The following is a 26551-nucleotide window of genomic DNA, read 5'->3' on the forward strand; positions in this document are numbered from 1 at the left end:
CTGACGCCGCGTCGAGCAAGACCACGGTTCGTTGAGCTGTTTCGAACGCTCATGGTTCGCCCTTATCTTTCATACCCCATCCGCCAACTCACGGCCCGCGTCGCAGCCAACAACCGCTGCGCCGCCGGGCCGTTTTCGTCGGCATGAAACAACGAAGTCGGACCGACGATGGTCAGCACCGCAGCGATTTGCCCGACTGCGTTGAATACTGGCGCTGAGAGCGCGTCCACGCCCGGCATCAACAAACCGTGCACATGATGCAGACCGCGTTCGCGGATCTGTTCGCACAGCGCTGCATAAACTGCTTCGTCCTTTAGTGGATGCTCCGCGACAGCGATTTCCTGTTGGCGCAACTCATCGGTTTCCCTGTGCGGCAGGTAGGCGCTGAACACCAGCCCGGTGGACGAGCTGAGTAGCGGCAGCACCGAACCCAATTGAGTCACGACTGTCACTGCGCGCACGGCCGGTTCGATGTGCACCACGGTTGCGCCCTGATTGCCCCATACCGCGAGGAAGCAGGTTTCATTGAGTTCATCGCGCAACTCGGACAGCGGCAGGGCGGCGACTTTCAATACGTCCATGCTGTTGAGTGCGGCCAGGCCCACGCGCAGCGCTTCGCGACCGAGGCCGTAATGGTTGGTCGCGGCATTCTGTTCGGCAAATCCGGAGGCAATCAACGCCTGCAGATAGCGATGCACCTTGCTCGCCGGCATTTGCACGTGTTCGGCCAGACGCGACAGCGAAGTCGACGGCGACAACTCGGCCAGGGCCTTGAGGATGTCGGTGCCGACCTCGGCGGAGCGGACTTTCTGTTTGCCGTTGCTGTCGCTGGTTTTTTCCATGGGGGCTGGCGGTTCCGGTTCGAATGGGCGTCTTTATAGCTTGACGCTGGATAGCGAGCAAATTACGTTATGCGTAATCAGATTACGATAATAACAACCCCGGCGTGCCGAGACCTCTGAACCAGAGCGGTGGGCCACTGCCGACTCCCTGTTCAGGAGGCTCCATGAACTCCGATTCAACCGCTCAGGCCTTGGCGTATCAGTCCGGGTTCGGCAACGAATTCAGCACAGAAGCTTTGTCCGGCGCGCTGCCTGTTGGCCAGAATTCCCCCCAAAAAGCCCCGTACGGCCTGTATACCGAACTGTTCTCCGGCACCGCCTTCACCATGCCGCGCAGTGAAGCGCGGCGTACCTGGATGTACCGGATTCAGCCATCGGCCAACCACCCGGCGTTCGTCAAACTGGAACGGCAACTGGCAGGCGGATCGTTGGGTGAAGTGACACCCAATCGTCTGCGCTGGAACCCGCTGGATATTCCGGCCGAACCGACCGATTTCATCGACGGACTGATCAGCATGGCCGCCAACGCTGGCGCTGAGAAACCGTCCGGCATCAGCATTTATAACTACGTCGCCAACCGTTCGATGGAGCGCGTGTTCTTCAACGCCGATGGGGAGATGCTGCTGGTGCCGCAACTCGGTCGCCTGCGCATCGCCACCGAACTGGGCGTGCTTGATGTGGCGCCGCTGGAAATTGTCGTACTGCCGCGTGGCCTGAAATTCCGCGTCGAATTGCTCGACCCGCAGGCACGCGGTTACCTCGCCGAGAACCATGGCGCGCCGCTGCGCCTGCCGGATCTGGGGCCGATCGGCAGCAACGGTCTGGCCAATCCACGGGATTTCCTCACTCCGGTCGCCGCCTACGAAAACCTCCAGCAACCGACCACTCTGGTGCAGAAATTTCTTGGCCAGTTGTGGGCCACCGAACTCAATCACTCACCGCTGAACGTGGTCGCCTGGCACGGCAACAACGTGCCGTACAAATATGACCTGCGCCGTTTCAACACCATCGGCACGGTGAGCTTTGATCACCCCGATCCGTCGATTTTCACCGTGTTGACCTCTCCGACCAGTGTGCACGGTCTGGCCAACCTTGATTTCGTGATCTTCCCGCCGCGCTGGATGGTTGCCGAAAACACCTTTCGGCCACCGTGGTTCCACCGCAACCTGATGAATGAATTCATGGGTCTGATCCAGGGCGAATACGACGCCAAAGCCGAAGGCTTCGTGCCCGGCGGCGCGTCGCTGCACAGCTGCATGAGCGCCCATGGCCCGGACGGCGAGACCTGCACCAGGGCGATCAACGCCCAGCTGGCACCGGCGAAAATCGACAACACCATGGCCTTCATGTTCGAGACCAGCCAGGTGCTGCGTCCAACCCGCTTTGCCCTCGACTGCCCACAATTGCAATCGAGTTACGACGCCTGCTGGGCGACGCTGCCCGCCACATTCGACCCGACCCGGAGATAACCCATGACACAGAATTCCATCCCCCGCAGCTGGGTCGCTTCGGCCAACGGTCACAGCGATTTCCCGTTGCAGAATCTGCCGCTGGGCGTGTTCAGCCTGAACGGTTCGACGCCTCGCGCAGGCGTGGCGATCGGCGAGCACATCTTCGATTTGCAAGTCGGGCTTGAGGGGGGGCTGTTTGATGGTCTCGCACGCAGTGCGGTGCAAGCCATGCACGGCGGGCAGTTGAACGCGTTCTTTGAGCTCGGCCGTGAGGCGCGGGTTGCTCTGCGCGAACGCCTGATCGAGCTGTTCAGTGAAGGCAGTACCCTGCGCGGCAACATCGAAGCGCAAGGCGCGAAAGTCTTGCCGTTGGCTGCCGATTGCCAGATGCATCTGCCGGCCCGGATCAGCGATTACACCGATTTCTATGTCGGCATCGAGCACGCGCAGAATGTCGGCAAACTGTTCCGCCCCGATAACCCGCTGCTGCCGAACTACAAGCATGTGCCGATCGGCTATCACGGTCGCGCTTCCACGGTGCGCGCGTCCGGCACCGACGTACGCCGGCCAAAAGGCCAGACGCTGCCGGCCGGGCAGACCGAACCGGTCTTCGGCCCTTGCGCGCGTCTGGATTACGAACTGGAATTGGGTATCTGGATCGGGCAGGGCAACGAGATGGGCGAGCCCATTGCCATCGGTGACGCTGCCGAGCACATCGCCGGTTTCTGCCTGCTCAATGACTGGTCGGCGCGGGACATCCAGGCCTGGGAATACCAGCCACTCGGGCCGTTTCTGTCGAAGAGTTTCATCACCAGTGTTTCGCCCTGGGTGGTGACGGCCGAAGCGCTGGAACCGTTCCGCACGGCACAGCCGGCCCGCCCTGAAGGTGATCCGCAGCCGCTGCCGTATCTGCTCGACAAGCGTGATCAGGACGGCGGCGCCTTCGACATCGAGCTGGAAGTGCTGCTGCGTACCGAAGCCATGCGCGAGCAGAACCTGCCGGCCCATCGCCTGACCCTGAGCAACACCCGCTACATGTACTGGACCGTCGCGCAAATGGTCGCGCACCACAGCGTCAACGGTTGCCAGTTGCAGGCCGGCGATCTGTTCGGTTCGGGCACTTTGTCCGGCCCGGAAAACGGTCAGTTCGGCAGCCTGTTGGAAATCACTGAGGGCGGTAAGAAACCGATCGAACTGGCCTCCGGCGAAGTGCGCAAGTTCCTTGAGGACGGTGACGAAATCATCCTGCGCGCCCGCTGCGCCCGCGAAGGTTTTGCCTCGATCGGCTTCGGCGAGTGCCGCGGCACCGTGATCGCTGCACGCTGACAGGAGCCGCTTATGGATCTCTATGGCTATTACCGTTCCACTTCGTCGTACCGGGTGCGAATTGCGCTGGCGTTGAAGGGTCTTGATTACCAGGCGCTGCCGGTCAACCTCATCGCACCGTCGGGGGGTGAACACCGGCAAGCAGGATTTCTGGCGATCAATCCCCAGGGCCGGGTGCCTGCCTTGCGCACTGACGACGGAGCGGTGCTGATTCAGTCGCCGGCGATCATTGAGTTTCTGGAGGAGCGTTATCCACAGGTGCCGTTGCTGCCGGATGATCTGGTGGCGCGCGCACAGGTTCGCGGTGTTGCGGCGGTGATCGGCTGCGATGTGCATCCGTTGCATAACGTCAGCGTACTCAATCGCCTGCGCCAGTCGGGGCAGGATGAGGCGCAGGTGGTGGAGTGGATCAGTCACTGGATCACCCAAGGGCTGGCCACGGTGGAGCAGTTGATCGGCGACAGCGGATTCTGTTTTGGCGAATGGCCGTGTGTGGCGGATGTGTATCTGATTCCGCAGTTGTATGCAGCAGAGCGGTTCAGCGTCAGCCTCGAGGCGTATCCGAAAATCCGCCGCGTGGCTGCATTGGCGGCTGAACATCCGGCGTTTATCACAGCGCATCCGGCCAATCAGCCGGACACACCGTAACCTTGTAGGGGCGGGCTTGCCCGCTCCCACAGAGGTTTGTATCGGGTTCAAGGGGAGCGAGCCTGCACAAAGCGGTCAATGAACGACGGAGTTGGGCGGCAGATGCCCGAGGCGTTCGGTCAGGCGCAGGCGCTGGATCGGGTCTTCGCTGAGCAATAACGCATGTTCAAGGTCGAATCGTTCTGCGTTCGGGCAATCCAGCCGTTGATACAGACTGGCGCGAGCCATGTAGTCGGCGGCCTTGGCGCCACCCAGTTCGAGTACCCGCTCAGCGTCAATGAGCGCGGCGATAAAGTCGTCGTGGGTCAGGTGCAATTGACGCAGGTTGCGTGACAGGCGCTGCAGCATCTGCACCGGCGTTGCCGTCAGCAGATGCTCGGCGCTGAGCTGCATGTTCGGCCCGTATTGTCGTTGTAACAGTTCGCGACAGTCATTGGGATACAGCCGTCGCCCGCCGCATGGGTCCAGCAAGTGGTCGGCGCCGGGAACCCGCAGCAGAAAATGTCCGGGGAAGTTGACCCCGACCAAAGGAATCTCCAGGCCGTGTGCCAGCTCCAGCGCAATTAATGCAAGTGCCAGCGGCTGCCCGCGTTGGGTCTGTAATACACGATGCAGCAGTGCCGCTTGCGGGCGCAGCGGCAGGAAATCATCCTGCGCAAAACCCAGGTCGACCATGCGGCGCAACAGCGGTTGCGCCAGTTCGCTGACCGGCAGCATCGGCAAGCCGTAGCTGATTCGTTGTTGCAGATCATTGAAGGAGCGCAGCAGCGCCTCGGGTTCGAGAGTTTTGTCGTGCTCAGCGCTTATCCACAGCGCAGCTTCCAGCAGGGCTGGCGGCGAGCGGTGCAGGCAGTCGAAAAAGCGTTGGCGCGGACTCATCAAAAAACTTCCTCCAATGCCTCGTTTTAGCCCCGTCCGGGTGGTTCGTCCAGTGGCTGGCTCCTTGAGCGCAAGTTATAGCAGCCTGACAGTGTCCGCTCGGCGGCTGATGCCAGCGCGCGGCAGCAATTTCCAAGGGCAAGCCTATACTGGCGTTCTACCAGAAGTGATTCGGGAGCCTGTCGATGTTCGCTCTCATGCAAAGCACTCGCCTGGAATCGCTGCATCTGAGCGTTGACCCGGGCACCGGGTTGAAGGCGGTCATTGCCATTCATAACAGCCGCCTGGGTCCAGCCTTGGGCGGTTGCCGTTACCTTGCCTATCCCAACGACGAATCAGCGGTCGAGGACGCCATTCGCCTGGCACAAAACATGAGCTACAAAGCAGCACTGGCCGGCCTTGCGCAGGGGGGCGGGGTGGCGGTGATCGTGCGTCCGGTCCACGTAGAAAATCGCGGTGCGTTGTTCGAGGCTTTCGGCCGCTGTATCGAGCAACTCGACGGCCGCTACATCACCGCTATCGACAGCGGCACCTCAGTGGCGGATATGGACTGCATCGCCCAGCAGACCCGGCATGTCACCAGCACGACTTCAGCAGGCGACCCGGCGCCGCACGCGGCCATGGGCGTGTTCACCGGCATTCGCGCGACGGCGATGGCGCGTCTGGGTAGCGACAACCTGGAAGGCCTGCGCATCGCCATCCAGGGGCTTGGCAATGTCGGCTTTGCGCTGGCCGAGCAACTGCATGCTGCGGGCGCTGAATTGCTGGTCAGTGATATCGATCACGGCAAGGTGCAACTGGCGATGGAACAACTCAATGCCCACCCGATCGCCAACGATGCATTGCTCAGCACGCCTTGCGATATTCTTGCGCCTTGCGGATTGGGCGGTGTGCTCAACAGTCATTCGGTGTCACAGCTACGTTGTTCGGCAGTTGCCGGCTCGGCGAACAATCAACTTTCGCACCTTGATGTGGCAGATCAACTGGAACGGCGCGGGATTCTTTACGCGCCCGATTATGTGATCAATGCCGGCGGGCTGATCTACGTTTCGCTGAAGCATCGTGGCGAGGAATTGCCGATCATCACGGCGCATCTGTCGAAAATCAGTTCGCGGCTGACCGAAGTCTTTGCTCACGCCCAGGCGGAAAAACGCTCGCCGGCGCGGGTGGCGGATGAGCTGGCGGAGAAGGTTTTGTATCGCTGAAAAAGCAAAAGATCGCAGCCTTCGGCAGCACCTACATTCCGAGTGTAGGAGCTGCCGAAGGCTGCGATCTTTCTGATTACTTCGGCGCTTTCGCTGCTTTGGCGGGCTTCGCCGGCGCCTCGTCAGGTTCTGCCGCTTCAGCTTTTTCGACAGGCTCGGCCGGCGCATTGATCAGCTCCGACAGCGCATCGGGCTGGCTTTTGAATGCCCGGGCAAACACATCGCGATTCTTCGCCATGTAGATCCCGGCTTCTTCCACTTGCTGTTCGGTCAGGGACGGAACGGCTTTTTGCAGCACATCGGCCAGATATTCGGCCAGTTCGAGCATTTTGTCATGACGATCAGCTTCGGCTTTATCCATGAACAAGCGCTCCAGATCTCGGCTGCTGCGGTATACCACTTCGACGGCCATTCACCACCTCACATGCCTTCACGTTAAGTTGTCTTGACGACTACTGTATCCATATACAGCGAAAAGGATAAGCGAATCCCTGCGCCATGGGTAGTGGCTTTTCAATGTAGACCGGATTTGGCGTTTGTCAGGGGTACGTGTGACTGCTATTCGCGAGCAGGCTCGCTCCCACGGAAACTCCAGCGGTGCGACCAAACGCCACGGCGCGGGATTTGCGGCGGATCGCCATGATGCGTGGCCCTGAACCTGCATGAAACTCATTGCAACAAGGCGCGCGCGCAAAAACGTCACGTGCGATACGCATCATCCGCCCGAAACGGGCTAAGGAAACTCATCGTGAAAATCAACTGGGCCGAGAAACTGCGGCGTAACGTGCATCAACTGGCCGAGTCCCTGGGCAACCTGTTCGTCGAGACCTTTCACTACCTGGCGCTTTTCGCCATTGGCGCGGTGACGGCGTGGGCGGCGGTGATGGAGTTTCTCGGGATGCTCGAAGTCGGGCACATCAAGATTGATGACATCCTGTTGCTGTTCATCTATCTGGAACTGGGCGCGATGGTCGGGATTTATTTCAAGACCAACCACATGCCGGTGCGCTTTCTGATCTACGTGGCAATCACTGCGCTGACGCGGCTGCTGATTTCCAATGTCTCGCACCACAACCCGCCGGACATGGGCATCATCTACCTGTGCGGCGGCATCCTGTTGCTGGCGTTCGCGATTCTGGTGGTGCGTTATGCTTCGTCGCAATTTCCCTCGGTCAAGATCGAGAACCCGCAGCGCAAGATCGGCACGGGTTCCGGCGAGCATCCAGAAGTGGAAAAGGGCGAGCTTTAAAGGCCCGCCGCCTGGCCGGGCTGGCCTTTGACGCGTGGCGGTGGCGGGGTCAGCCCGGCGCCGCTGGTCATGGCTTCGAGGATCGACATGGCGCTGTGGCCCTGTTCGATGGCGATGCCGAACTGGATGCTTTGCACCAGGCGTTTCAAACGCTCGGGATCGTTGCGCTGTTCGGCGCTGATCATGCGTTTGGCCACAATGCGGCCGGCGTTGGACAGGGTCAGCATGATGCTGCCGTCCAGCCCCTGAATGCTCAGATTGATCTGATAGTCCGGCGCGAAGGCATCGGTAATGATTTGAAATGGGTTGTCCATGATGCGTCACCGCCTGATTGAACGTGCAGTTGTTGACCGGCCATGATCCGATTTGGTTCGCAACACCAGACCACTGGCATCTCGTTCGCTGAGGTTCGCAATCTCCGTTTGCCTCAAGGGCGATGTAGCAAGGGGCATGCCGGAAAAATTGTCGAACAATAAACGCGCCATAAAAAACGGCGAGCTTTCGGGCTCGCCGTTTTTTATGGCTCGTTTTCAGGGCAGGAATGAGTCGATGATCGCGGACGGTGCAATCAGGCGGATCAGCATTCCACCCAATTCACCGCCAGCCCGCCCCGCGACGTTTCCTTGTATTTGTCATGCATGTCGGCGCCGGTGTCACGCATGGTGCGGATCACCCGGTCAAGGGAAATGAAGTGGTTGCCGTCGCCGCGCAGGGCCATTTGTGTGGCGTTGATCGCCTTCACCGCAGCGATGGCGTTGCGCTCGATGCACGGCACTTGCACCAGACCGCCGACCGGATCGCAGGTCAGGCCGAGGTTGTGTTCCAGGCCGATCTCGGCGGCGTTTTCCAGTTGCTCAGGTGTCGCGCCGAGGACGTCGGCCAGGCCGGCGGCGGCCATTGCGCAAGCCGAACCAACTTCCCCCTGACAGCCAACTTCGGCGCCGGAGATGGAGGCGTTTTTCTTGCACAGAATGCCGACGGCGGCTGCGCCGAGAAAGAACGCGACGACGTCATCGTCACACGCGTCCGGATTGAATTTCATGTAGTAATGCAGAACGGCCGGAATGATTCCGGCGGCACCGTTGGTCGGCGCGGTGACCATGCGCCCGCCGGCGGCGTTTTCTTCGTTGACGGCGAGAGCGAACAGGTTGACCCATTCCATTGCCGACAGGGTTGAACTGATCACATTCGGTTTGCCGATTTCGAGCAGACTGCGGTGCAGTTTCGCCGCGCGACGCGGCACTTTCAGCCCGCCGGGCAGGATGCCTTCGTGGCGCAGGCCTTGTTCGACGCACTCGCGCATCACCGACCAGATGTGCAACAGGCCCTGACGGATCTCGGCGTCGCTGCGCCAGGCGCGCTCGTTGGCCATCATCAGTTCGGATACGCGCAGATTGTGTTGTTTGCACAGGGCGAGCAGTTCGGCGGCGCTGGAAAAATCGTACGGCAACACCACGTCGCTCGCCGGCGCCGCGCCAGATTCGGCTTCAGCCGCTTCGACGATGAAACCGCCCCCCACCGAGTAATAGGTTTGCGCGAACAGCTCGGCGCTTTCGCCAAAGGCCGTCAGCGACATGGCGTTGGGGTGATAGGGCAGGCTTTCGTCGAGCAGCAGCAGATCGTTCTGCCAGTCGAAAGCGATCGAACGCTGACCGGCAAGAGACAATTGCCCGGTTTCGCGTAATTGCTGGATGCGTGGATCGATGGTCGAAGGATCGATGCTGTCCGGCCACTCGCCCATCAGGCCCATGACCGTCGCGCGGTCGGTGGCGTGGCCAACACCGGTGGCCGACAGCGAGCCGTACAGGCGGATTTCCACTCGTCGCACGTCATTGAGCAGATGCTGATTGATCAGGGCCTGGGCAAATGTCGCCGCTGCGCGCATCGGACCGACGGTATGGGAACTGGACGGGCCGATGCCCACTTTGAATAGATCGAAAACACTGATAGCCATGCTAAACCCTTACAAGCAATGGAGTAGGAATCGCTGCCATTTTTTGTCGGACAAGCGCAATGTCGGCGATACTGCCTGCCTCAGTTCGAGGTGACCAACGAAACCTCCTAAGACAGCCTTTAGCAGGACTAAACAATGAATCGTCAATTGCATGCTCAGACCTACGTCTGGCTGCAGGTATTTGCCTGTGCCGCGCGGCACTTGTCGTTCACCCGTTGTGCCGAAGAGCTGCACATCACCCCGGGCGCGGTCAGCCAGCAGATTCGCCAACTGGAAGAGCGCCTCGGCTTTCGCCTGTTTCATCGGCGCGCGCGCGGCGTTGAGTTGAGCGCAGAAGGGCAGCGGCTGGCGATTACCGTCAATGAAGCGTATGGCAGCATCGACGCCGAATTGCGCCGACTGGACGCCGGGATGATCAGCGGGACGTTACGGTTGCGCTCGATCCCGTCGTTTCTCGGCAAGTGGCTGACTCCGCGCCTGCCGCGCTTGCAGCAACGCTTTCCGGACATCCAGTTGCGCCTGGTGGCCGAGGACAGCAGCGTGCCGCTGCATGAGGGCGATTTCGATCTGGCCATCGACCTCAACGATGGCAGCTACCCCGGTTTGTTATCCACAGCCTTGCTCGACGAGCAGATTTTTCCGGTGTGCGCACCAGGCTTGCTGCGCGGGCGGCCGCCGCTGCACGGGCCGGCGGATCTGGTGCATTTCCCGCTGCTGCACGACATCACCGCCTGGCGTGGCAGTTACGAATACGCGGAATGGGAGTTTTATTTGAATGCGATCGGCTTCGAAGGCGCCGATGTGCGACGCGGACATACCTTCAATCGCAATCACCTGACCATCGAAGCGGCGATTGCCGGCATGGGCGTGGCAATTGCCCGGCGCACGTTGCTCAACGATGAGCTGGAGCGCGGCACGTTGATTGTGCCGTTCGGCTTGTCGGTGCCCAACCATAAACGCTACGTGCTGCTCTATGCGCCGGGGGCATTGAGCCATCCGGGCGTGCGCGCTGTGCATGATTGGCTGGTGGAGGAGGCGGGGATTTTTCGCGGTCTGCACCCGCTGAACGACGGGCAATTGTGAGCAGATTTTGCCAACAGGCGAGGCGAATCAACTCCCGACATTAACAGCGCTTCGCTTGGTTGTCCGGCTTTTTTTGCGAATGAATATTTTTCTTTTTTCAGGGGTTGAAATGTTCGACGGTCGGGCCGATTGTTGTAACCAGGAGGTCAGGAAATTCAACTCACGGCCTCCAGCGAGCTAGCTGAAATAAGGGATGAACTATGCAAATCCAAGTCAACAGCGATAACCATATTCAAAGCAGTAAGCGACTGGAGGAGTGGGTACGTACAACTATTGAGAGCACGCTCGACCGTTATGAAGAAGACCTGACCCGTGTCGAAGTCCACCTGAGCGACGAGAACGGCGAGAAACCAGGTCCCCATGACTTGCGCTGCCAACTGGAAGCGCGGCCAAAAGGCCACCAACCGATTTCCGTGACCCACAAAGCCGATTCGCTGGAACAGGCGATCGACGGTGCTGCCGAGAAACTCGAGCACAAACTGGATCACCTGTTCGGCAAACTACGAGGTAAACCACGCGCCGCCGTAGTGCCATTTACCGGCAAAGCCAATGACAAACTGTTGGCAGAGGAATTCGACGAGAACGAACAGGCAGCGATCAACAGTTGATGCGCTGATTTCATAAGTCACAAGGAGAACGGGCCTGCTGATGCAGGCCCGTTTTTTTTACGCGACGTGGGGGGATTTCAAAACTTCTTCAAAACGCCACCGAAGTCTGCAGGTAAACCGTCCGCGGCTCTCCCACGTACTTGCCCTTGTTGTTGTCATCGAACGAGCGCGTGAAGTACTGCGTGTTGAAAATGTTCTTTATCCCCACCGCTACATTCAAATCCGACAGTTGCGGCCCGAAGTCATAACCGGCGCGGCTGCTGAACAGCATGTAACCGGGAATCTTGCCGGTGCTGCCATCGGCACTTTCCTTCGAGGTATTGGCGTTGTCGGCAAACTGGTCGCTCTGGAAGCTGCTGTCCAGATTCAGCTTCCATGGCCCTTCGGTATAACCGACGCCAATCGTGCCTTTGTGTTTGGAAGAAAATGGCACGCGGTTGCCTTTGTTCGGCCCGTCCTCGCGGATGGTTGCGTCGACATACGCATAACTGGCGTAAACATCGAAACCGGCGAGCGCTGGATTCAGGTCATCCAAAGCGTAGTTGACGCGGGTCTCGATGCCCTGGTGACGGGTTTCGCCGCGGGCGATCACCGAGTCATTGGTCTGGTTGCTTTCGTACTGGTTGTCGAAGTTGATCAGGAACGCGCCGATTTCCGCGCGCAGGGCGCCGCTGTCATATCGCGTGCCGAGCTCCCAGGTGCGGGCCTTTTCCGGTTTTACTTCGCCGCTGCTCACCCGGTTGGGCATCTGACTGTATTGCACGCTGCCGAACGAGCCCTCGGTGTTGGCGTACAGATTCCAGCTGTCGGTCAGGTGATAGAGCACGTTGAGCGCCGGCAGTGCGGTGTTGTAGTCGCCCTTGTATTTGACGTTGGTCAAATTGTTGGTCTGCTGCGACTCGATCATCTCGTAGCGTATGCCCGGGGTGACGGTCCATTTGCCGATGTCGATGCGGTCGTCGACGAAGAACGCGTTGGCCTCGGTGCCGCCTCGGGTGTCACGGTCGTTGCGGCTGCTGGTGGTCGGGTATTCGTTGGCGCTGATCGGCGTGCGATAGCGCAGTTCGTGGCCGGCCTCATTGATGTAACGGTAGCCGACGCCGACTTCGTGGCTGCTCGAGCCCAGGTCGAAGCCTTGGGCGAAACGGGTTTCCAGCCCACGTACCCAGTACTCGCGCGGCGACAGCGAAAGGAAGGTGCCCTGATCCAGATAACCGCTGCGCAGGGTCTTGGTGAAGAAGGTGTTGGCGGTGAACTCGCGGCGATCTTCCTGATAGCGATAGCCGAAGTTGAACATCGTCCGGCGCCCCCAGAACTGGTCTTTCGGCCGCGTTGACTGATAGGGATCGGCATCATAGTCGGCGACGTTCAGACCTCCGGGCATGTCGGCCTTGCCTTCGTAATACTGGGCCATGGCGTTGAAGCTGTTGGCCTCGTCGAGCTGGTACTTGCCCTTGAGGATCAGGTCGTCGATCTCGGTATCGCTGTGTTCGCGCCAGTCACCGCCACGGGTGCCGGAGTACAACAGCGCACCACCGAGGCCGTTGGCATTGGTGCCGCCGGCCAGCAGATTGGCGCTGGTCTTGAAGCCGTCGTGGCTCGACGATGGGCTGGTTTCAGTCTGCAAGCCACCCTTGACCGTTGGCTCGTCGGGAATCGCCCGAGTCACGAAGTTGACTACACCTCCGACGTTCTGCGGGCCGTAACGCACCGCGCCGCCGCCGCGCACCACATCCACGGCATCCATGTTGCCCATGCTGATCGGCGCGAACGACAACTGCGGCTGGCCATACGGCGCAAACGGTACCGGGATGCCGTCCATCAGCACGGTCGAGCGCGCGGCCAGGCGCGGATTCAAACCACGAATGCCGAAATTCAGCGCCATGTCATGGCTGCCGGTGCCATTGTTTTCCGGCGCATTGACGCCGGGGATGCGGTTGAGCACATCGCGGGCCTGCGTTGCGCCTTGGCGTTCAAACTCTTCGCGGCGGATCACATCACGCGCGCCGGGGTGTTCGAAAACGTTGATCTGCGCAGCATCGCCGAGCCAGTCGCCGACCACGGTCGACGTGCCCAACTCCAGCGCCGCATCACCCAGTGGTTGCAGGCTGAAGGCATTGTCACCTTCGGCGCGGGCCTGCAGGCCGGTGCCTTCAAGCAAGGCATCGAGGCCTTGTTGCGCGGTGTGGTTGCCTTCCAGCCCCCGGCTCTGCACACCGCTGGTGACTTGCGAGCCGAAGGAGATCAGCACGCCGGCTTCACGGCCAAACTGGTTGAGCGCGGTTTCCAGTGACGCCGGGGCGATGTGATAAACCCTGGCTTCGGCGCCCAGCGCGGCGGGCAGGGCGGTGAAACTCAGGCTGGCGCCGAGCAGCAGATTGCGCAGGCTGCGGGCCAGTGGCGTGAGACGGGTGGGCTGCATGGGGATGATCCTGAGAAGGTGGGAATCAAGGGGGCTTTCCTTCTCTGTCACGCCAGATCTGAAAAACGGCTCATTTATTTTTTCAGAATCAAAAGATCGCAGCCTTTTGTAGGAGCCGCCGAAGGCTGCGATCTTTTGATCTTGCTGTTCAAACCCGCGCTTCGACGCTCACCCAATAACGGGTAAAGCGCTTCACTCTGACCGGCAGACTGATCTGCAGCAGGTCGAGAATTCGCTCGCTGTCATCCAGCGGATACGTCCCGGAAATCAGCAGATCGGCGACCTGGCTGTCGCACCTCAACTGCCCGCGCCGGTAGCGACCAAGCTCGTGGAGGAAATCGCCCAAGCGCATGTGCGCGGCGACCAGCATGCCGTCAGTCCAGGCGCCGCTGTTGGCATCCAGCGATGTTGCCTCGCTGACGGAGCTCGCAGTGAAACTCAGCTGCCGCGCGACCGGCAGTAGCAGAGGCGCGCGGTGCTCGGCGGTGAGTTCGACTCGTCCTTCGAACAGCGCGATCTGCGTGCGATCGGCAAACTGCCGCACATTGAGGCGTGCGCCGTGGGTTTTCAACAGCCCTTGCGCCGTGCGTATTTCGAACGGACTCGCAGCGCTCAGCAGCATTTCGCCCTCGAGCAGGCGAATCAACCGCTGCGCACGATCGACATCGACCGAGCTGGCGGTATTGAGCTGCACCGAATCGGCACCGCCCAAGGCGATCTCGCGCCGCTGCCCGACCGGCGTGCGGTAGTCGGCGAGCAGCGACGGCAGCGGCGTGTGCTCGCGCAGGCCCCAGGTCGCCGCTGAGCCGGCACCGAGAATCAGCAACATTTTCAGCGCCTGACGGCGGCTGCCGGACTTCGGTCCGTTCAACGCGGCGTGGGCCAATGGCGATGACACACCACGCAAGCGTTGGTTGACCCGTTGCATGTGTTCCCACGCCCGACGGTGTTCGCTGTGCGCATCCAGCCATTGTTGCCAGGCCTGTTGCTGGCGCTGCGTCAGCGTGCCCTGCTGCATTTCCAGCAGCCATTGCACCGCCTGTTCGGCGACCTGCGCGGAGAATTCCGGCACACGATTCATAAAGCGAAATAGCAGCGCAGGGCCGCCTTGTTCAAATGGCGTTTGACCGTGGCCACCGAAATACCCAGTTCTGCGGCGATCTGTGGATAAGTCAGGCCATCGACCTGAGCGAGCAGGAAAGCGCGTTTGATCTGGCGCGGCAAGCCGTCGAGCAGCTCATCGAGTTCGATCAACGTCTGCAGGATGATCGCTTTGTGCTCTTCCGACGGCGCGACCATCTCGGGCATTTGCGCCAGCGTCTCGAGGTAGGCGCGTTCCACATCCTGACGCCGGTAATGGTTGAACAGCACGCGCTTGGCCAGCGTGGTGAGAAAGGCACGCGGTTCGATGATCAGCGGTGGCTCGCGGGCGGTCAGTACCTTGATGAACGTGTCCTGAGCCAGGTCCGCCGCGCTGTCCGGGCAGCCGAGCTTGCGCCGCAGCCAGCCGGTGAGCCAGCTGTGATGAGCGTGATAGAGCGATTCGACAGGATGGGCGGGCGGCAACGAAATGACTCCGGACGCAATGCTTGCGTAGAGAACGTGCGTTAGAGAACAAGAACGGTTCGCATTGTAGGGGCTGGAGGCGGTGCCCGGCAATCAGATGCTTTTGCGTATGAGAATATTTATCATTAATATTGCTCGCCTGTAGATTCGGCTTGTCGGCCGAACGTTTTTCGTTTCAGGGTCGAAACATGAAAGGCAAACTCGCAACCCTTCCCATGTCCTATCGTCTGGCCGTCACTTCCCGAGTGCTGGCGGCGGTTTTCGGCGGCTATCTGGTCGCGGCGCTGGCCAGTGTCACCCTGACGTTGTGGCTGCCGCTGAACCGCGCAGAAGCGGTGGTCACCGGCATGACGGTGTCCTTTGTGGTCTATCTGGTCGCGGTGCTCTGGTGTTTCGCCTGCCGCAGCGCGTGGTCGGCGTGGGTCGGCTTGCTGGTACCGAGCGTGATTCTCGCCACGATTTCCGGTGCCGCACGCGGTCTGGGGCTGGCATGAAAGAGGGCTTTCGCCAGGCGATGGCCTGGCTGCACACCTGGGCCGGGCTGGTGTTCGGCTGGTTGCTGTTCGCGATTTTCCTCACGGGAACGCTTGCTTACTTCAAAGATGAAATCAGCCACTGGATGCAGCCGGAAATTGCTGCGCATCCGCTGGATGCCGAAGCGAGCCTGACGCAGGCGCAAAACTATCTGCAGCAACACGCCGCCGGTGCCTCGCGCTGGCTGATCGATTTGCCCGATGCCCGCGATCCGGGCCTGACGGTGCGCTGGCAGCAGGCGCCGGGCAAACCCGGCGAGCGCGGTCGTTTCGAATCCAGAACCCTCGACGCTCAGACCGGCGCCGAAGTACAGGGCCGCGAAAGCATGGGCGGCGAGTTCTTTTACCGTTTCCACTTCCAGTTGCAGATGCCTTATCCATGGGGGCGCTGGCTGGCGACCATCGCTGCGATGGTGATGTTCGTCGCTTTGATCAGCGGCATCATCACCCACAAGAAAATCTTCAAGGACTTCTTCACCTTCCGCCCGCGCAAGGGCCAGCGTTCCTGGCTCGACGGGCATAACGCCGTGGGCGTGCTGGTGCTGCCGTTTCACTTGATGATCACCTACAGCAGCCTGGTGATTTTCATGTCGATGGTCATGCCCGCCAGCATCGTCGCCTCTTACGGGAGCGACGTGCGCAAGTTCTACGATGAAGTCTTCCCCGCCTCTAAAACACCCGAGCGCGCTAATCTCGCCGCGCCGCTGACTGCCATGGCGCCTTTGCTGGCCAAGGCCAGCGCGCAATGGTCGGGCGGCCACACCGCGCGCCTGTCGGTGAGCAATCCGGGCGATGCCAGTGCCACGGTGGTGCTGTCCCGCGCGGGTGATCGCGTGGTGCATGATTTCGGCCGGGCGGTGACTTTCAATGGTGTCACCGGGGATCTCGTCGGCAGCACACCTGAACAGCCAGCAGCGATGGCCGTGGGTGGCGCGTTCTATGGCTTGCACATGGGCCATTTCGCCGGACCGCTGTTGCGCTGGCTGTATTTCATGTGCGGTCTGGCCGGCACGGCAATGATCGGCACCGGGCTGGTGATCTGGCTGGGCAAACGGCAGCTCAGGCACGCAAAAAGCGCAGCGCTGCCCTTCGAATTGCGCCTGGTCGAGGTGCTGAATATCGCCAGCATGGCCGGGCTGGTGTCGGCGGTGGCGGTGTTCTTTCTGGCCAATCGGTTGTTGCCGGTGAGTCTGGCGGGGCGGGCCGATTGGGAAGTGAATGCGTTCTTCATGGCCTGGGCGCTGACCTTGGTGCACGCGCTGTTGCGTCGGGGACGCAAGGCCTGGATCGAACAGCTGACGCTTGGCGCAGCGCTGTTTATCGCGGTGCCGCTGATCAATGCGCTGACCACGCGGTGGAATCTTGGCGCCAGCCTGATGCAGCGCGACTGGGCACTGGCCGGATTCGATCTGACGTGCCTTGCGACAGGGATTTTCCTCGGCTGGGCTGCGCGCAAGATGCAGCGTACGGGCAATTGCGTGAGCGTTCGCAAAGCAAGTGCTTCGCCTCGGCCGATCACTGTCGAACAAGGTGCCAGCTGATGCTGCTGGCGCTGTTACTCAGCTATGCCGGCTTCAGCGCTTTGTGCCTGTCGATGCCACGCCATCACGCCGAATTGCTCGGCGCCAAACCGTCTGCTCGCCGCCGTCACGGTTTGGCGTTGGCGGGATGGCTGTTGCTGGCGCTGTCGCTGTGGGCGGCAGTTGCGGCCAATGGCTGGAGTTTCGGTCTGGTCGATTGGTTCGCGGTGCTGATGCTTAGCGCTTTGGCACTGGTGCTGTTGCTGCCGTATCGCCCGCGTCTGGCCTTGGCATTGGCCGGGTTGAGCCTGCTGGCCAGCCCGGTTGCCGCATGGGCGCAGTGCTGAAGTGTTGATCGGTCTGCCGCCGGAATCGGGCGATGACGAAGCACGTGGCGCGCGGGCGCATTTTCTCCAGGTGTTTCTGTCCCAGCGTGCGCAGATGGAAGCACTGGTGAACCGGCGCGTCGGTTGCCGGGCGACGGCGGCGGATCTGGTTCAGGATCTGTTTTTGCGCTTCTGGCGCCGGCCGCTGGTGCAGGTCGAAGAACTCAGCACTTATCTGCTGCGCTGCGCCGGCAACATTGCCATCGATCATTTGCGCAGCGAAGGAACGCGCGCGCGGGTCAACGAAGGCTGGCAGCCGGACGAACCCGACAGCCACGGCACTGAACCCCAGGCCGCGCTCGAAGCCGGCAATGATCTGCGCCATGTCGAAGCGGCATTGCGCGCGTTGCCCGAGCGTACCCGGCAAATTTTTCTGCTTAATCGCATTCACGGACGCAAGTACGCCGACATCGCCAAGGCCATGGGGCTGTCCCAAAGTGCCGTGGAAAAACATATGATGCGCGCCCTCGAGGCCTGCAAGGCCAGCCTGCGCGATCCCGCGCCACGTCTGCCAGGGAAAGCACCGTGAAGCCATCCAATCCGATCACACCGACACCGGCCCAGGAGCAGGCCGCGCTGGCCTGGCTGAGCCTGTTGCACGATCGCCCGAGCACTGGCGATCAACTGACCTTCAGCGAATGGCTGCGCGCTGACCCCGCTCATGCCCAGGCGTATGCGCAGGCGCAGGTGATCTGGGAACTCAGTGAAGCCCCGGCGCGCACGTTGGCCGGTGAAGATGCCCTCGCGTTGCAAGGGTATTTGCAGGCGATGGATACCCCGCGTCGTTCGCGGTTGTTGCGTTGGTCTGGAGCGTTGGCGATGGCCGCGTGTCTGCTGCTGATGGTCAGCCTCGGCACGGGCTGGCAAGCGCAGCGCTGGCTCGACGATCTGCGCGCCGATCATGTCACGGCGCCCGGTGAAATCCGCACGGTGAAACTGGCCGATCAGTCGCAAGTCACGCTGGATGCCGACAGCGCGATTGCTGTTGAATTCAGCCACGGTCAACGCCGCGTGCAATTGATCCGTGGCGCTGCTTTCTTCAGCGTCACCCACACTGGCGATCCGTTTGTGGTGGCGGCGGAGCAGGGCGAGGCGCGGGTGCTGGGTACGCAGTTCGAAGTGCGCCGGCAACCTCACGGCGCACGAGTGACGGTGTTGTCCGGGCGGGTCGGGGTAACGGCGGATGAGCATGGTCAACAGCAGATTCTCACGGCCGGCCAGCAGGTCGCTTATGCCGACGGCACGGCGGAAAAAGTGCATGCCGTGGACAGTGAGGCGCAACTGGCCTGGCGTCAGGGTTGGCTGACTTACTACAAGACCACGCTGGCCGATGTCGTCGAGGATCTGCGCCGCTATTACCCGGGGCGAATTGTGCTGCTCAACGATACGCTTGCGGCGCGCAAGGTCAGCGGCAGTTTTCCGAGCAAGGATCCACAAGCGGTGCTCAATTCGCTGCAAGGGGTGTTGGGGTTTGAGCAGCATCGGGTGTTGGGGCAGTTGATTATTTTGCGCTGAGGCAAAGCAAAAGATCATCCGAACGCGGCCCGAGCTTTCGGACGATCTTTTAATCTTCAAAATTATTTTCATTTCTGTGGTGAGGTAACGCCGAGCCCCATCCGTGTAGTGACTGAAACTGCGAGCCATTCGCATCCGTTGCGGTACTACACAGGTCATTGAGCAATGAAGTCCAGGGCAAAATCCGGTTCGGTCAAACAGTGGTTAAGCGTGTCGGCGTTGAGTTTTTCCGCATTGGCATCGCTGCCTATGAGTATCGCGCTGGCGGCAGAAGCGGTGAGTACTCAGGCGCAACAGCAGTTCAAATTTGCCCTCGTCGCCAAACCGTTGCCGCAAGCCCTGAGCGACTTCAGCCGCGTGACCGGGCAAAGCGTGGTCTACACCGATGAGGCGCCCTACGGCCTCAATGCTCCGGCAGTCAACGGCCAGATGAGCGCCGAACAGGCTCTGCAACGCCTGCTCGGCAGCTCCGGCCTGAGCTTTCGCCGCACTGACAGCCACACGTTGGCTCTGGAGCCGATGCCGACCGAAGGCGCGCTCAATCTCGGCGCCACCACCATCACGTCCACGCGCGACGAATCAATGAGTTATCAGCCGCCGGCCACCAGTTCGGTGATGCGCTCATCGGCATCGCTGCAAGAGATTCCACAGACCGTCAATGTCATCCCGGCGCAGGTCATTCGCGATCAGGCGCCGCGCAATCTCGATGATGCGCTGGCCAATGTCAGCGGCATCACCCAGGGCAACACCTTGGGCAGTACACAGGATTCGGTGATGACTCGCGGTTTCGGCGACAACCGCAACGGCTCGATCATGCGCGACGGCATGCCGCTGGTGCAGGGCCGCGGCATGAACGCGACCGTGGATCGCGTCGAAGTGCTCAAGGGCCCGGCCTCGTTGCTCTACGGGATTCAGGACCCGGGCGGTGTGGTCAACCTGGTCAGCAAGAAGCCCGAACTGACCCAGTACAACGCCGTGACCGTGCGCGGTTCGACCTACGGAGACGGCAAGAACGGCAGCGGTGGCGCCTTCGATAGCACCGGCGCGCTGGGCGATTCCGGCTTCGCCTATCGCATGGTTGTCGATCATGAAGACGAAGATTACTGGCGCAACTTCGGCACCCACCGCGAGACGCTGATCGCACCGTCGCTGGCCTGGTACGGCGAGCGCACCAAGCTGTTGTTCGCCTACGAACATCGCGAATTTCTCACCCCGTTCGACCGTGGCACCTTGATCGATCCGCGCACCAACCATCCGCTGGATATCTCGCGCAAGCAGCGTCTCGACGAGCCGTTCAACGACATGGAAGGGCGCTCGGACCTCTACCATTTCGAAGCCGACCATGAACTCAACGACGACTGGAAAGCCCACTTCGGCTACAGCTGGAACCGTGAAACCTACGACGCCAGCCAGGTGCGCGTGACTGCGATCGACACGAAAAAAGGCACACTGACCCGCAGCATGGACGGCACCCGGAACGCGATCAGCACCGATCGTTTCACCACCGCCAGCCTCGAAGGCAAAATGAATGTGCTGGGCCTGCAGCATGATCTGGTGTTCGGCGTTGATGACGAATACCGCAAGATCTACCGCGAGGATCTGATCCGGCAGAAAAGCCTGACCACGTTCAGCTATCTCAACCCGGTGTATGGCCGCGAAGTGATGGGCACTACGGTGAGTGCGCCCGACAGCGCACAGACCGATAAACTGCGCAGCGATTCGCTGTTCCTGCAGGACTCGATTCACCTCAACGAGCAATGGATTCTCGTCGCCGGTGGACGTTTTCAGGAGTACGACCAGTACGCTGGCAAAGGCGTGCCGTTCAAGGCAAACACCGACAGCAACGGCCAGAAGTGGGTGCCACGCGCAGGGCTTGTGTATCGCTACACCGACGCCGTGTCGTTCTACGGCAGCTACACCGAATCGTTCAAACCCAACTCAACCATCGCCCCGCTGAGCGGCAGCAGTACCGTGCTCGACGGCAGCATCGCGCCAGAGGAAGCCAAGTCGTGGGAGCTGGGTGCGCGGCTGGATATGCCCGGCAGCATCACCGGCAATATCGCCTTGTTCGACATCAAGAAACGCAACGTGCTGGTGGCCAACTCCGAAGGTCCGACGACGATTTACAGCGCGGCGGGCGAGGTGCGTTCACGCGGGCTGGAAGTTGACCTGAGCGGGCAGCTCAGCGAGCACTGGAACCTGATCGGCAGTTACGCCTACACCGATGCCGAAGTCACCGAAGACCCGCAATACAAAGGCAAGCGCCTGCAGAACGTAGCGAAGAATTCCGGCTCGCTGTCGGCGGTCTATGACTTCGGCAATGTGTTTGGCGGCGACCAATTGCGTGTCGGTGCGGGGGCGCGTTATGTCGGCGAGCGTGCCGGCAACGCGGTGAATGATTTTGATCTGCCGAGCTATACCGTGGCGGATGCGTTTGCCACTTACGACACCACGGTCGAGGGGCAAAAGGTCAAGTTTCAGTTGAACGTAAAGAACCTGTTTGATCGCACCTATTACACCTCGTCGGCAAGCCGCTTCTTTGTGTCGATGGGGGATTCGCGGCAGGTTTCTTTGTCCAGCACGTTGGAGTTCTGATCGCAAACCGCGTCATCGTTCTTCGCGAGCAAGCCCGCTCCCACAGGGGACTGCATTGCAAATGTGGGAGCGGGCTTGCTCGCGAAGAGGCCCGTATCGGTGAAACAGATTTTGGCTCTAACGCAAAAATGCCTGTCGATATTCGCCCGGTGTCCCGCCCAGAACCTGCTTGAAGCGATTAGTGAAATGACTGGCGCTGGCAAACCCGCAGGCCAGCGCAATCTCGCCCAGCGGCAACGCCGTCCCGCGCAGCAGCTCCCGTGCGCGGTTCAAGCGCCGCGCCAGCACATATTGGTGCGGCGGCAGTCCGAAGCTTGCGCGAAACATCCGCGCAAAGTGATATTCAGAGAGCGCACACAACCCCGCCAGTTGACCCAGGCTGATCGGTTCGGCCAACTGGTTGTCGATGTACTCAACCAGTTGCCGCCGCTGATGCGGCGCCAGTCCGCCCTTCAAGCGCAAGCCCTGACGCGCACCGACCTGACTGAGCAACGTGTGGCTGATCAACTCATGGGCGAGGCTGCTGGTCAGCAAGCGCTCGGCCGGCTCTTGCCAGTTCAGGTTCAGCAATTGCCTGAAGCGCTGCGCCTGCTGCGGATCTTCAAGAAAGGTCTGTTCGCGTAATTGCATCTCGCGCGGCTCGCGATCCAGCAAAGTGACGCAACCGAGGGCGAACTGTTCGGCGCTGAGATACAGGTGCGCCAGACGGATATCGCCGTTGATCACCCAGCCCGACTCATGTTCCGCCGGCAGGATGCACAGCTTGTCCGGCCCGCCCTTGCGGCCCGGCTGGCCACGACGAAAAGTGCCGGTGCCGCCGGCGATGTAGCAGGACAGCGTGTGATGACTTGGCGCTTCATATTCCTGGGCATCGTGGTGGTTGGTCCACAAAGCCGCAGACAAGCCGTCACCGAGCTCGGCGCTGTGCACCAGACGTGCATTCGGCGAGCGATTGAGGGCTTGAAACACTTGCAGGGTATCGATAGCGGCCATGTGCGGTTCTCCAACGCCTTGCATCCTACTCCGTAGACCGCGCGCTGCCAGCCGCCGCCAGACAAAAGCGCAAGATTGTGCAAGCGTCGAAGGACGCACGGGCAGACACTCAAGACCTGTTTGAGGAGTGCCTGCCATGAACCTGTCGTTGTACCTGCTGACCGTGCTGATTTGGGGCACCACCTGGATTGCCTTGAAATGGCAATTGGGCGTGGTCGAAATTCCAGTGTCGATCGTCTACCGCTTCGGCCTGGCTGCATTGGTGTTGTTTGCGCTGCTGTTGCTCAGCCGGCGCCTGCAACCGATGAACCGCCGTGGGCACTTGATCTGTGTGGCTCAGGGGGTGTGCCTGTTCTGTGTCAACTTCATGTGCTTTCTGACGGCCAGCCAATGGATTCCCAGCGGACTGGTGGCGGTGGTGTTTTCCACTGCAACGCTGTGGAACGCGCTCAATGCGCGGGTGTTCTTCGGCCAGCGCATTGCACGCAATGTGCTGATGGGCGGCGCGCTGGGGCTGTTCGGTCTGGGGCTGCTGTTCTGGCCGCAATTGGCCGGGCATCAGGCCAGCCCGCAAACGCTGCTGGGGCTTGGTCTGGCGTTGTGCGGCACCTTGTGTTTTTCGGCGGGCAATATGCTCTCAAGCCTGCAACAGAAAGCGGGATTGAGGCCGCTGACGACCAATGCCTGGGGCATGGCTTATGGCGCGGTGATGCTGTCGGTGTGGTGTCTGTTCAACGGCATACCCTTCGACATGGACTGGTCGCCGCGTTATGTCGGCGCCTTGCTGTATCTGGTGATTCCCGGCTCGGTGATCGGCTTCACCGCGTACCTGACGCTGGTCGGGCGCATGGGCCCGGAGCGTGCGGCTTATTGCACGGTGCTGTTCCCGGTGGTGGCGCTGAACGTGTCGGCGTTTGCCGAAGGTTATCAATGGACCACGCCGGCACTGGCGGGGCTGGTGTTGGTGATGCTGGGCAACGTATTGGTGTTCCGTAAACCGAAAAAGCTGTTGTCTGCCGGGCAGAGGACGTTGGCTTGATAAACGAGCGCTGCTGTTCAACCCTCCACTTTCAAGCTGATGTATATCATCACCGGGAAAATGAAGTCGACAATATGTCTTGCCCAGTCTTTGGCATTCCATGATTGCGAAGTGTCCATGTCAAACCATTCGACACCGACAGTTTGCAGGCACACGTAATAAATGAAGATGGCGACCAGTATGCCCATGATCGAAAACTTCTTGGCTTCGTGAAATGCCGCTGCCGAAGCATCAACGTAGCGATATAACTGGTACGTGCCGATCAGGCAGAGCACTGTGTAGGTGACTTCCAGGGTGATGATGAACCAGTAGATCCGGTGGTGGATCATCGGCGATTCAATGGCGCGGTACAGGATGTTTTCGCCGGCCGTGGTGGTATCCATGCTCAGGATATGCGCGACATAGTTATAGTTGGATTCATAGTCGATGATGTTATGAATTATCACCAGCACGCCGAAGAAACTTATATAAGCCATCAGGATGACTTTGCTGTAACGAATGAGTTTGTCGGTGGTCAGGGTGTTCAAAAAATATGCTCTCCATGGCAACCCATCAATGAGTTGATAGGTGGCGAGAGCTTATAGTGCAGTTACTGGGTTGGGATGGGTTGTTCAGTTGCGAGTTATGTATCAGGAGTAATCAAGGGCCAGCGCAACCATGCGCTGGCCCTTTTTTTCAGCCGCGCCAGACTTGCGGGTTGACCAGATCCTGCGGCCGTTCGCCAAGCAGGGCACTGCGCAGGTTGGCCAGTGCGCGATTGGCCATGGCTTCGCGGGTCTCGGTGGTGGCTGAGCCGATGTGCGGCAGGGTGACGGCGTTCTTCAACTGGAACAGCGGCGATTCGGCCAGCGGCTCCTTCTCATAGACGTCCAGCCCGGCGCCACGGATGCGGTTGTTTTGCAGGGCTTCGATCAGCGCCGGTTCGTCGACGACCGGGCCGCGCGAGATATTGACGAGGATGGCGCCAGGCTTCATCAGCGCCAGTTCGCGATGGCTGATGAGGTGGCGGGTCTTGTCGCTGAGCGGCACCACCAGGCAGACGAAGTCGGCTTCGGCGAGCAGTTGCTCAAGGCTGCGAAATTGCGCGCCGAGTTCTTTTTCCAGTTCGGTCTTGCGGCTGTTGCCGCTGTAGATGATCGGCATGTTGAAGCCGAAGCGGCCACGGCGGGCAACGGCGGCGCCGATGTTGCCCATGCCGACGATGCCCAGGGTCTTGCCATGCACATCACTGCCGAACAGCGGGGCCCCGACGCTGGCTTGCCATTGGCCGGCCTTGGTCCAGGCGTCGAGTTCGGCAACGCGGCGGGCGCTGCTCATGATCAGGGCGAAGGCGAGGTCGGCGGTGCTTTCGGTGAGCACGTCGGGGGTGTTGGTGAGCATGATCCCGCGCTCGTTGAAGTAGTCCAGGTCGTAGTTGTCGTAGCCGACCGAGACGCTCGAGACCACTTCGAGTTTTGTTGCGTTTTCCAGTTGGGCTTTGCCGAGTTTGCGACCGACGCCGATCAAGCCGTGGGCGTGGGGCAGGGCTTCGTTGAACTGGGCGTTGATGTCACCGGTCTTGGGGTTGGGGACGATGACGTCGAATTCTTCTTGCAGGCGCTCGATCATGGGCGGGGTGATGCGGCTGAAGGCCAGGACTGTTTTTTTCATTGGATTTGAGCTCGTCGGGGCTTGATTGCAAGCACGCTAACATTTTCTCGCTCAGGTTGTCTTGGCGGCCTCTGGGCCGACCATGCCTTGGTTTGTCTGGTATGCATATCCGATGGTATCGGTGCGGCGGCTGGCGGTTTCGCCTGACGGCGACTTACTTTTTTACAAGCGCCCGGAATGCCGGCCCAGTAAAAAAGTAAGCAAAAAACGCTAGCTCCTGCATTCGGCCCTCGCAGGCCCGGGTCCCTTCGCTGCGGGATTGATCCGGGCGTAGCGGCTACGGTTTGCTCCGCTGCACCTCCTTGCGCTGTGTTCGAATTCGTCGAACCGACGTCGCCCGTGGATCAAGATCAAAAGCACTCGAGCTTGCGCTCATTGTTGAGTGGGGCGGCTGCGCTGCTTGGCCTTTCTGTGGGAGCGGGCTTGCTCGCGAAGGCGGCCCGCTAGTCAACAAATTACTATCGAATTCACGCGATCCAATTGTAGGAGCTGCCGAAGGCTGCGATCTTTTGATTTTTGTTTTTGCTTTTCTGTGGGAGCGAGCCTGCTCGCGAAAGCGGTTTATCTGACACCTCGAATGGTGAATGTGCCGAAGCCCTCGCGGTCGGGCTCGCTCCCGGAAGGTCAGCTGCGTGTCGGGGGCTGGTGGATTTCGTAATTGTCCAATACCCGATTCACTGCCAGTTCCGCCAGCATGATCACCTGCTGGATGGCCAATATCGTGTGCCGCTGTGGGCTGTCGACGTAGGCGGCGATGTCGCTGCTCATGATGCTCGCCGACGCGAGCGATTCGCAGGCGTGGGCCAGCAGGCTTTCGTTGTCCTGGTCCGGTGCTACCTGGAACATGGTGCTGGGTCTGTGGCTTTGCTGCGCGGTGGCGGACGGTTTGAGGTAGTGATCCAGCGCGCGCTCGGCGGCGTCGTGGAGTTTTTTCGAGTCGGGGGATTGGTAGGGGGAGGTGCTTTCTGATCCGGGGGGATTGGGTGTGGGTTTGAACATGGTGAAACTCCATTCGGGAAGTGGAGTTCGCCACTGATTGCGACCAAGCAATCGGGTGGCGAACCGTACGCGGGTTGGTCGACCAGGG

General features: G+C 60.6%; 25 protein-coding genes and 1 pseudogene. 14 read left to right on the plus strand and 12 right to left on the minus strand.

Annotation, left to right across the window (positions count from 1 at the left end):
- Positions 1 to 62 precede the first annotated feature (62 nt).
- A complete protein-coding gene (locus tag CXF97_RS15720) occupies positions 63 to 842 on the minus strand; it encodes an IclR family transcriptional regulator (protein ID WP_101159279.1) in 780 nt (259 codons plus the stop codon).
- A 164-nt stretch (positions 843 to 1006) separates the two neighbouring features.
- On the opposite strand from CXF97_RS15720, the gene hmgA reads away from it, so the two are divergent.
- Genes hmgA through maiA form a run of 3 tightly spaced genes read left to right on the plus strand, consistent with a single transcriptional unit; the run spans position 1007 to position 4267 of the window.
- The gene (gene hmgA, locus CXF97_RS15725) at positions 1007 to 2311 is read left to right on the plus strand and encodes a homogentisate 1,2-dioxygenase (protein WP_101159280.1); all 1305 of its coding nucleotides are present in this window, start codon (positions 1007 to 1009) and stop codon (positions 2309 to 2311) included.
- 3 nt (positions 2312 to 2314) lie between these two features.
- Positions 2315 to 3619: a fumarylacetoacetase gene (fahA, locus tag CXF97_RS15730; RefSeq protein WP_101159281.1), complete on the plus strand. Its 1305-nt coding sequence runs from the start codon at positions 2315 to 2317 to the stop codon at positions 3617 to 3619.
- Positions 3620 to 3631: 12 nt separating this feature from the next.
- On the plus strand, positions 3632 to 4267 hold the full coding sequence (gene maiA, locus CXF97_RS15735; RefSeq protein ID WP_101159282.1) for a maleylacetoacetate isomerase: 636 nt from the start codon (positions 3632 to 3634) through the stop codon (positions 4265 to 4267).
- Between the two features lie 75 nt (positions 4268 to 4342).
- Here the strand turns inward: maiA and CXF97_RS15740 are convergent, their stop codons facing one another.
- Positions 4343 to 5146 (minus strand): SirB1 family protein, encoded by an 804-nt coding sequence (locus tag CXF97_RS15740; RefSeq protein ID WP_101159283.1) that lies wholly within the window; start codon positions 5144 to 5146, stop codon positions 4343 to 4345.
- Positions 5147 to 5331: 185 nt separating this feature from the next.
- On the opposite strand from CXF97_RS15740, the gene CXF97_RS15745 reads away from it, so the two are divergent.
- Positions 5332 to 6351, plus strand: coding sequence for a Glu/Leu/Phe/Val dehydrogenase dimerization domain-containing protein (locus CXF97_RS15745; RefSeq protein WP_101159284.1), 1020 nt, complete (start codon positions 5332 to 5334; stop codon positions 6349 to 6351).
- A gap of 157 nt (positions 6352 to 6508) precedes the next feature.
- Here the strand turns inward: CXF97_RS15745 and CXF97_RS15750 are convergent.
- A pseudogene (locus tag CXF97_RS15750) lies at positions 6509 to 6763 on the minus strand (YebG family protein); the annotation flags it as partial.
- A gap of 336 nt (positions 6764 to 7099) precedes the next feature.
- On the opposite strand from CXF97_RS15750, the gene CXF97_RS15755 reads away from it, so the two are divergent.
- Positions 7100 to 7600 carry a phosphate-starvation-inducible protein PsiE gene (locus CXF97_RS15755; protein ID WP_101159285.1) on the plus strand — a complete coding sequence of 167 codons (501 nt, stop codon included), beginning with the start codon at positions 7100 to 7102 and terminating at the stop codon, positions 7598 to 7600.
- Here CXF97_RS15755 and CXF97_RS15760 read toward each other — a convergent pair.
- Complete coding sequence (locus CXF97_RS15760) at positions 7597 to 7914, minus strand: DUF3509 domain-containing protein (RefSeq protein ID WP_016771632.1); 318 nt, start codon at positions 7912 to 7914, stop codon at positions 7597 to 7599. The genes CXF97_RS15755 and CXF97_RS15760 overlap by 4 nt on opposite strands.
- A gap of 263 nt (positions 7915 to 8177) precedes the next feature.
- Positions 8178 to 9554 (minus strand): L-serine ammonia-lyase, encoded by a 1377-nt coding sequence (locus CXF97_RS15765; RefSeq protein WP_101159286.1) that lies wholly within the window; start codon positions 9552 to 9554, stop codon positions 8178 to 8180.
- Positions 9555 to 9689: 135 nt separating this feature from the next.
- On the opposite strand from CXF97_RS15765, the gene CXF97_RS15770 reads away from it, so the two are divergent.
- Together CXF97_RS15770 and CXF97_RS15775 are read left to right on the plus strand one after the other, a co-directional pair.
- Positions 9690 to 10637: a LysR substrate-binding domain-containing protein gene (locus tag CXF97_RS15770; RefSeq protein WP_101159287.1), complete on the plus strand. Its 948-nt coding sequence runs from the start codon at positions 9690 to 9692 to the stop codon at positions 10635 to 10637.
- Between the two features lie 200 nt (positions 10638 to 10837).
- Positions 10838 to 11245: an HPF/RaiA family ribosome-associated protein gene (locus tag CXF97_RS15775; protein ID WP_016771629.1), complete on the plus strand. Its 408-nt coding sequence runs from the start codon at positions 10838 to 10840 to the stop codon at positions 11243 to 11245.
- 88 nt (positions 11246 to 11333) lie between these two features.
- On the opposite strand, the gene fecA is transcribed toward CXF97_RS15775, so the two are convergent.
- The 3 genes from fecA to CXF97_RS15790 all read right to left on the minus strand — a co-directional run bounded on the left by fecA (position 11334) and on the right by CXF97_RS15790 (position 15233).
- A complete protein-coding gene (fecA, locus tag CXF97_RS15780; protein WP_101159288.1) occupies positions 11334 to 13667 on the minus strand; it encodes a TonB-dependent Fe(3+) dicitrate receptor FecA in 2334 nt (777 codons plus the stop codon).
- 148 nt (positions 13668 to 13815) lie between these two features.
- On the minus strand, positions 13816 to 14748 hold the full coding sequence (locus CXF97_RS15785) for a FecR domain-containing protein (RefSeq protein WP_101159289.1): 933 nt from the start codon (positions 14746 to 14748) through the stop codon (positions 13816 to 13818).
- On the minus strand, positions 14745 to 15233 hold the full coding sequence (locus tag CXF97_RS15790) for a sigma-70 family RNA polymerase sigma factor (protein WP_101159290.1): 489 nt from the start codon (positions 15231 to 15233) through the stop codon (positions 14745 to 14747). The genes CXF97_RS15785 and CXF97_RS15790 overlap by 4 nt, the downstream gene beginning before the upstream one ends.
- A gap of 188 nt (positions 15234 to 15421) precedes the next feature.
- On the opposite strand from CXF97_RS15790, the gene CXF97_RS15795 reads away from it, so the two are divergent.
- The 6 genes from CXF97_RS15795 to CXF97_RS15820 all read left to right on the plus strand — a co-directional run bounded on the left by CXF97_RS15795 (position 15422) and on the right by CXF97_RS15820 (position 21782).
- Entirely contained in the window at positions 15422 to 15727 is a 306-nt protein-coding gene (locus CXF97_RS15795) for a DUF3649 domain-containing protein (protein WP_101159384.1), read from the plus strand.
- Positions 15724 to 17307: a PepSY domain-containing protein gene (locus CXF97_RS15800; RefSeq protein ID WP_101159291.1), complete on the plus strand. Its 1584-nt coding sequence runs from the start codon at positions 15724 to 15726 to the stop codon at positions 17305 to 17307. The genes CXF97_RS15795 and CXF97_RS15800 overlap by 4 nt, the downstream gene beginning before the upstream one ends.
- Positions 17307 to 17633 carry a DUF3325 domain-containing protein gene (locus CXF97_RS15805; RefSeq protein ID WP_101159292.1) on the plus strand — a complete coding sequence of 109 codons (327 nt, stop codon included), beginning with the start codon at positions 17307 to 17309 and terminating at the stop codon, positions 17631 to 17633. The genes CXF97_RS15800 and CXF97_RS15805 overlap by 1 nt, the downstream gene beginning before the upstream one ends.
- A gap of 1 nt (position 17634) precedes the next feature.
- Positions 17635 to 18201 carry an RNA polymerase sigma factor gene (locus CXF97_RS15810; RefSeq protein WP_371918388.1) on the plus strand — a complete coding sequence of 189 codons (567 nt, stop codon included), beginning with the start codon at positions 17635 to 17637 and terminating at the stop codon, positions 18199 to 18201.
- The gene (locus CXF97_RS15815) at positions 18198 to 19187 is read left to right on the plus strand and encodes a FecR family protein (RefSeq protein WP_101159293.1); all 990 of its coding nucleotides are present in this window, start codon (positions 18198 to 18200) and stop codon (positions 19185 to 19187) included. The genes CXF97_RS15810 and CXF97_RS15815 overlap by 4 nt, the downstream gene beginning before the upstream one ends.
- A gap of 165 nt (positions 19188 to 19352) precedes the next feature.
- Entirely contained in the window at positions 19353 to 21782 is a 2430-nt protein-coding gene (locus tag CXF97_RS15820; protein ID WP_101159294.1) for a TonB-dependent receptor, read from the plus strand.
- 117 nt (positions 21783 to 21899) lie between these two features.
- Here the strand turns inward: CXF97_RS15820 and CXF97_RS15825 are convergent, their stop codons facing one another.
- Positions 21900 to 22775, minus strand: a complete 876-nt coding sequence (locus tag CXF97_RS15825) for a helix-turn-helix domain-containing protein (RefSeq protein WP_101159295.1) — start codon at positions 22773 to 22775, stop codon at positions 21900 to 21902.
- Positions 22776 to 22911: 136 nt separating this feature from the next.
- On the opposite strand from CXF97_RS15825, the gene CXF97_RS15830 reads away from it, so the two are divergent.
- Complete coding sequence (locus tag CXF97_RS15830; protein ID WP_101159296.1) at positions 22912 to 23814, plus strand: DMT family transporter; 903 nt, start codon at positions 22912 to 22914, stop codon at positions 23812 to 23814.
- Between the two features lie 17 nt (positions 23815 to 23831).
- Here CXF97_RS15830 and CXF97_RS15835 read toward each other — a convergent pair whose 3' ends face one another.
- The 3 genes from CXF97_RS15835 to CXF97_RS15845 form a co-directional block, all read right to left on the minus strand.
- Positions 23832 to 24341: a DUF2165 domain-containing protein gene (locus tag CXF97_RS15835; RefSeq protein WP_101159297.1), complete on the minus strand. Its 510-nt coding sequence runs from the start codon at positions 24339 to 24341 to the stop codon at positions 23832 to 23834.
- A gap of 148 nt (positions 24342 to 24489) precedes the next feature.
- On the minus strand, positions 24490 to 25464 hold the full coding sequence (locus CXF97_RS15840) for a D-glycerate dehydrogenase (RefSeq protein ID WP_101159298.1): 975 nt from the start codon (positions 25462 to 25464) through the stop codon (positions 24490 to 24492).
- A 624-nt stretch (positions 25465 to 26088) separates the two neighbouring features.
- A complete protein-coding gene (locus CXF97_RS15845; RefSeq protein ID WP_101159299.1) occupies positions 26089 to 26463 on the minus strand; it encodes a DUF6124 family protein in 375 nt (124 codons plus the stop codon).
- Between the last annotated feature and the right edge of the window lie 88 nt (positions 26464 to 26551).

This window comes from Pseudomonas sp. Choline-02u-1, assembly GCF_002836515.1.
Taxonomy (GTDB): Bacteria; Pseudomonadota; Gammaproteobacteria; order Pseudomonadales; family Pseudomonadaceae; genus Aquipseudomonas.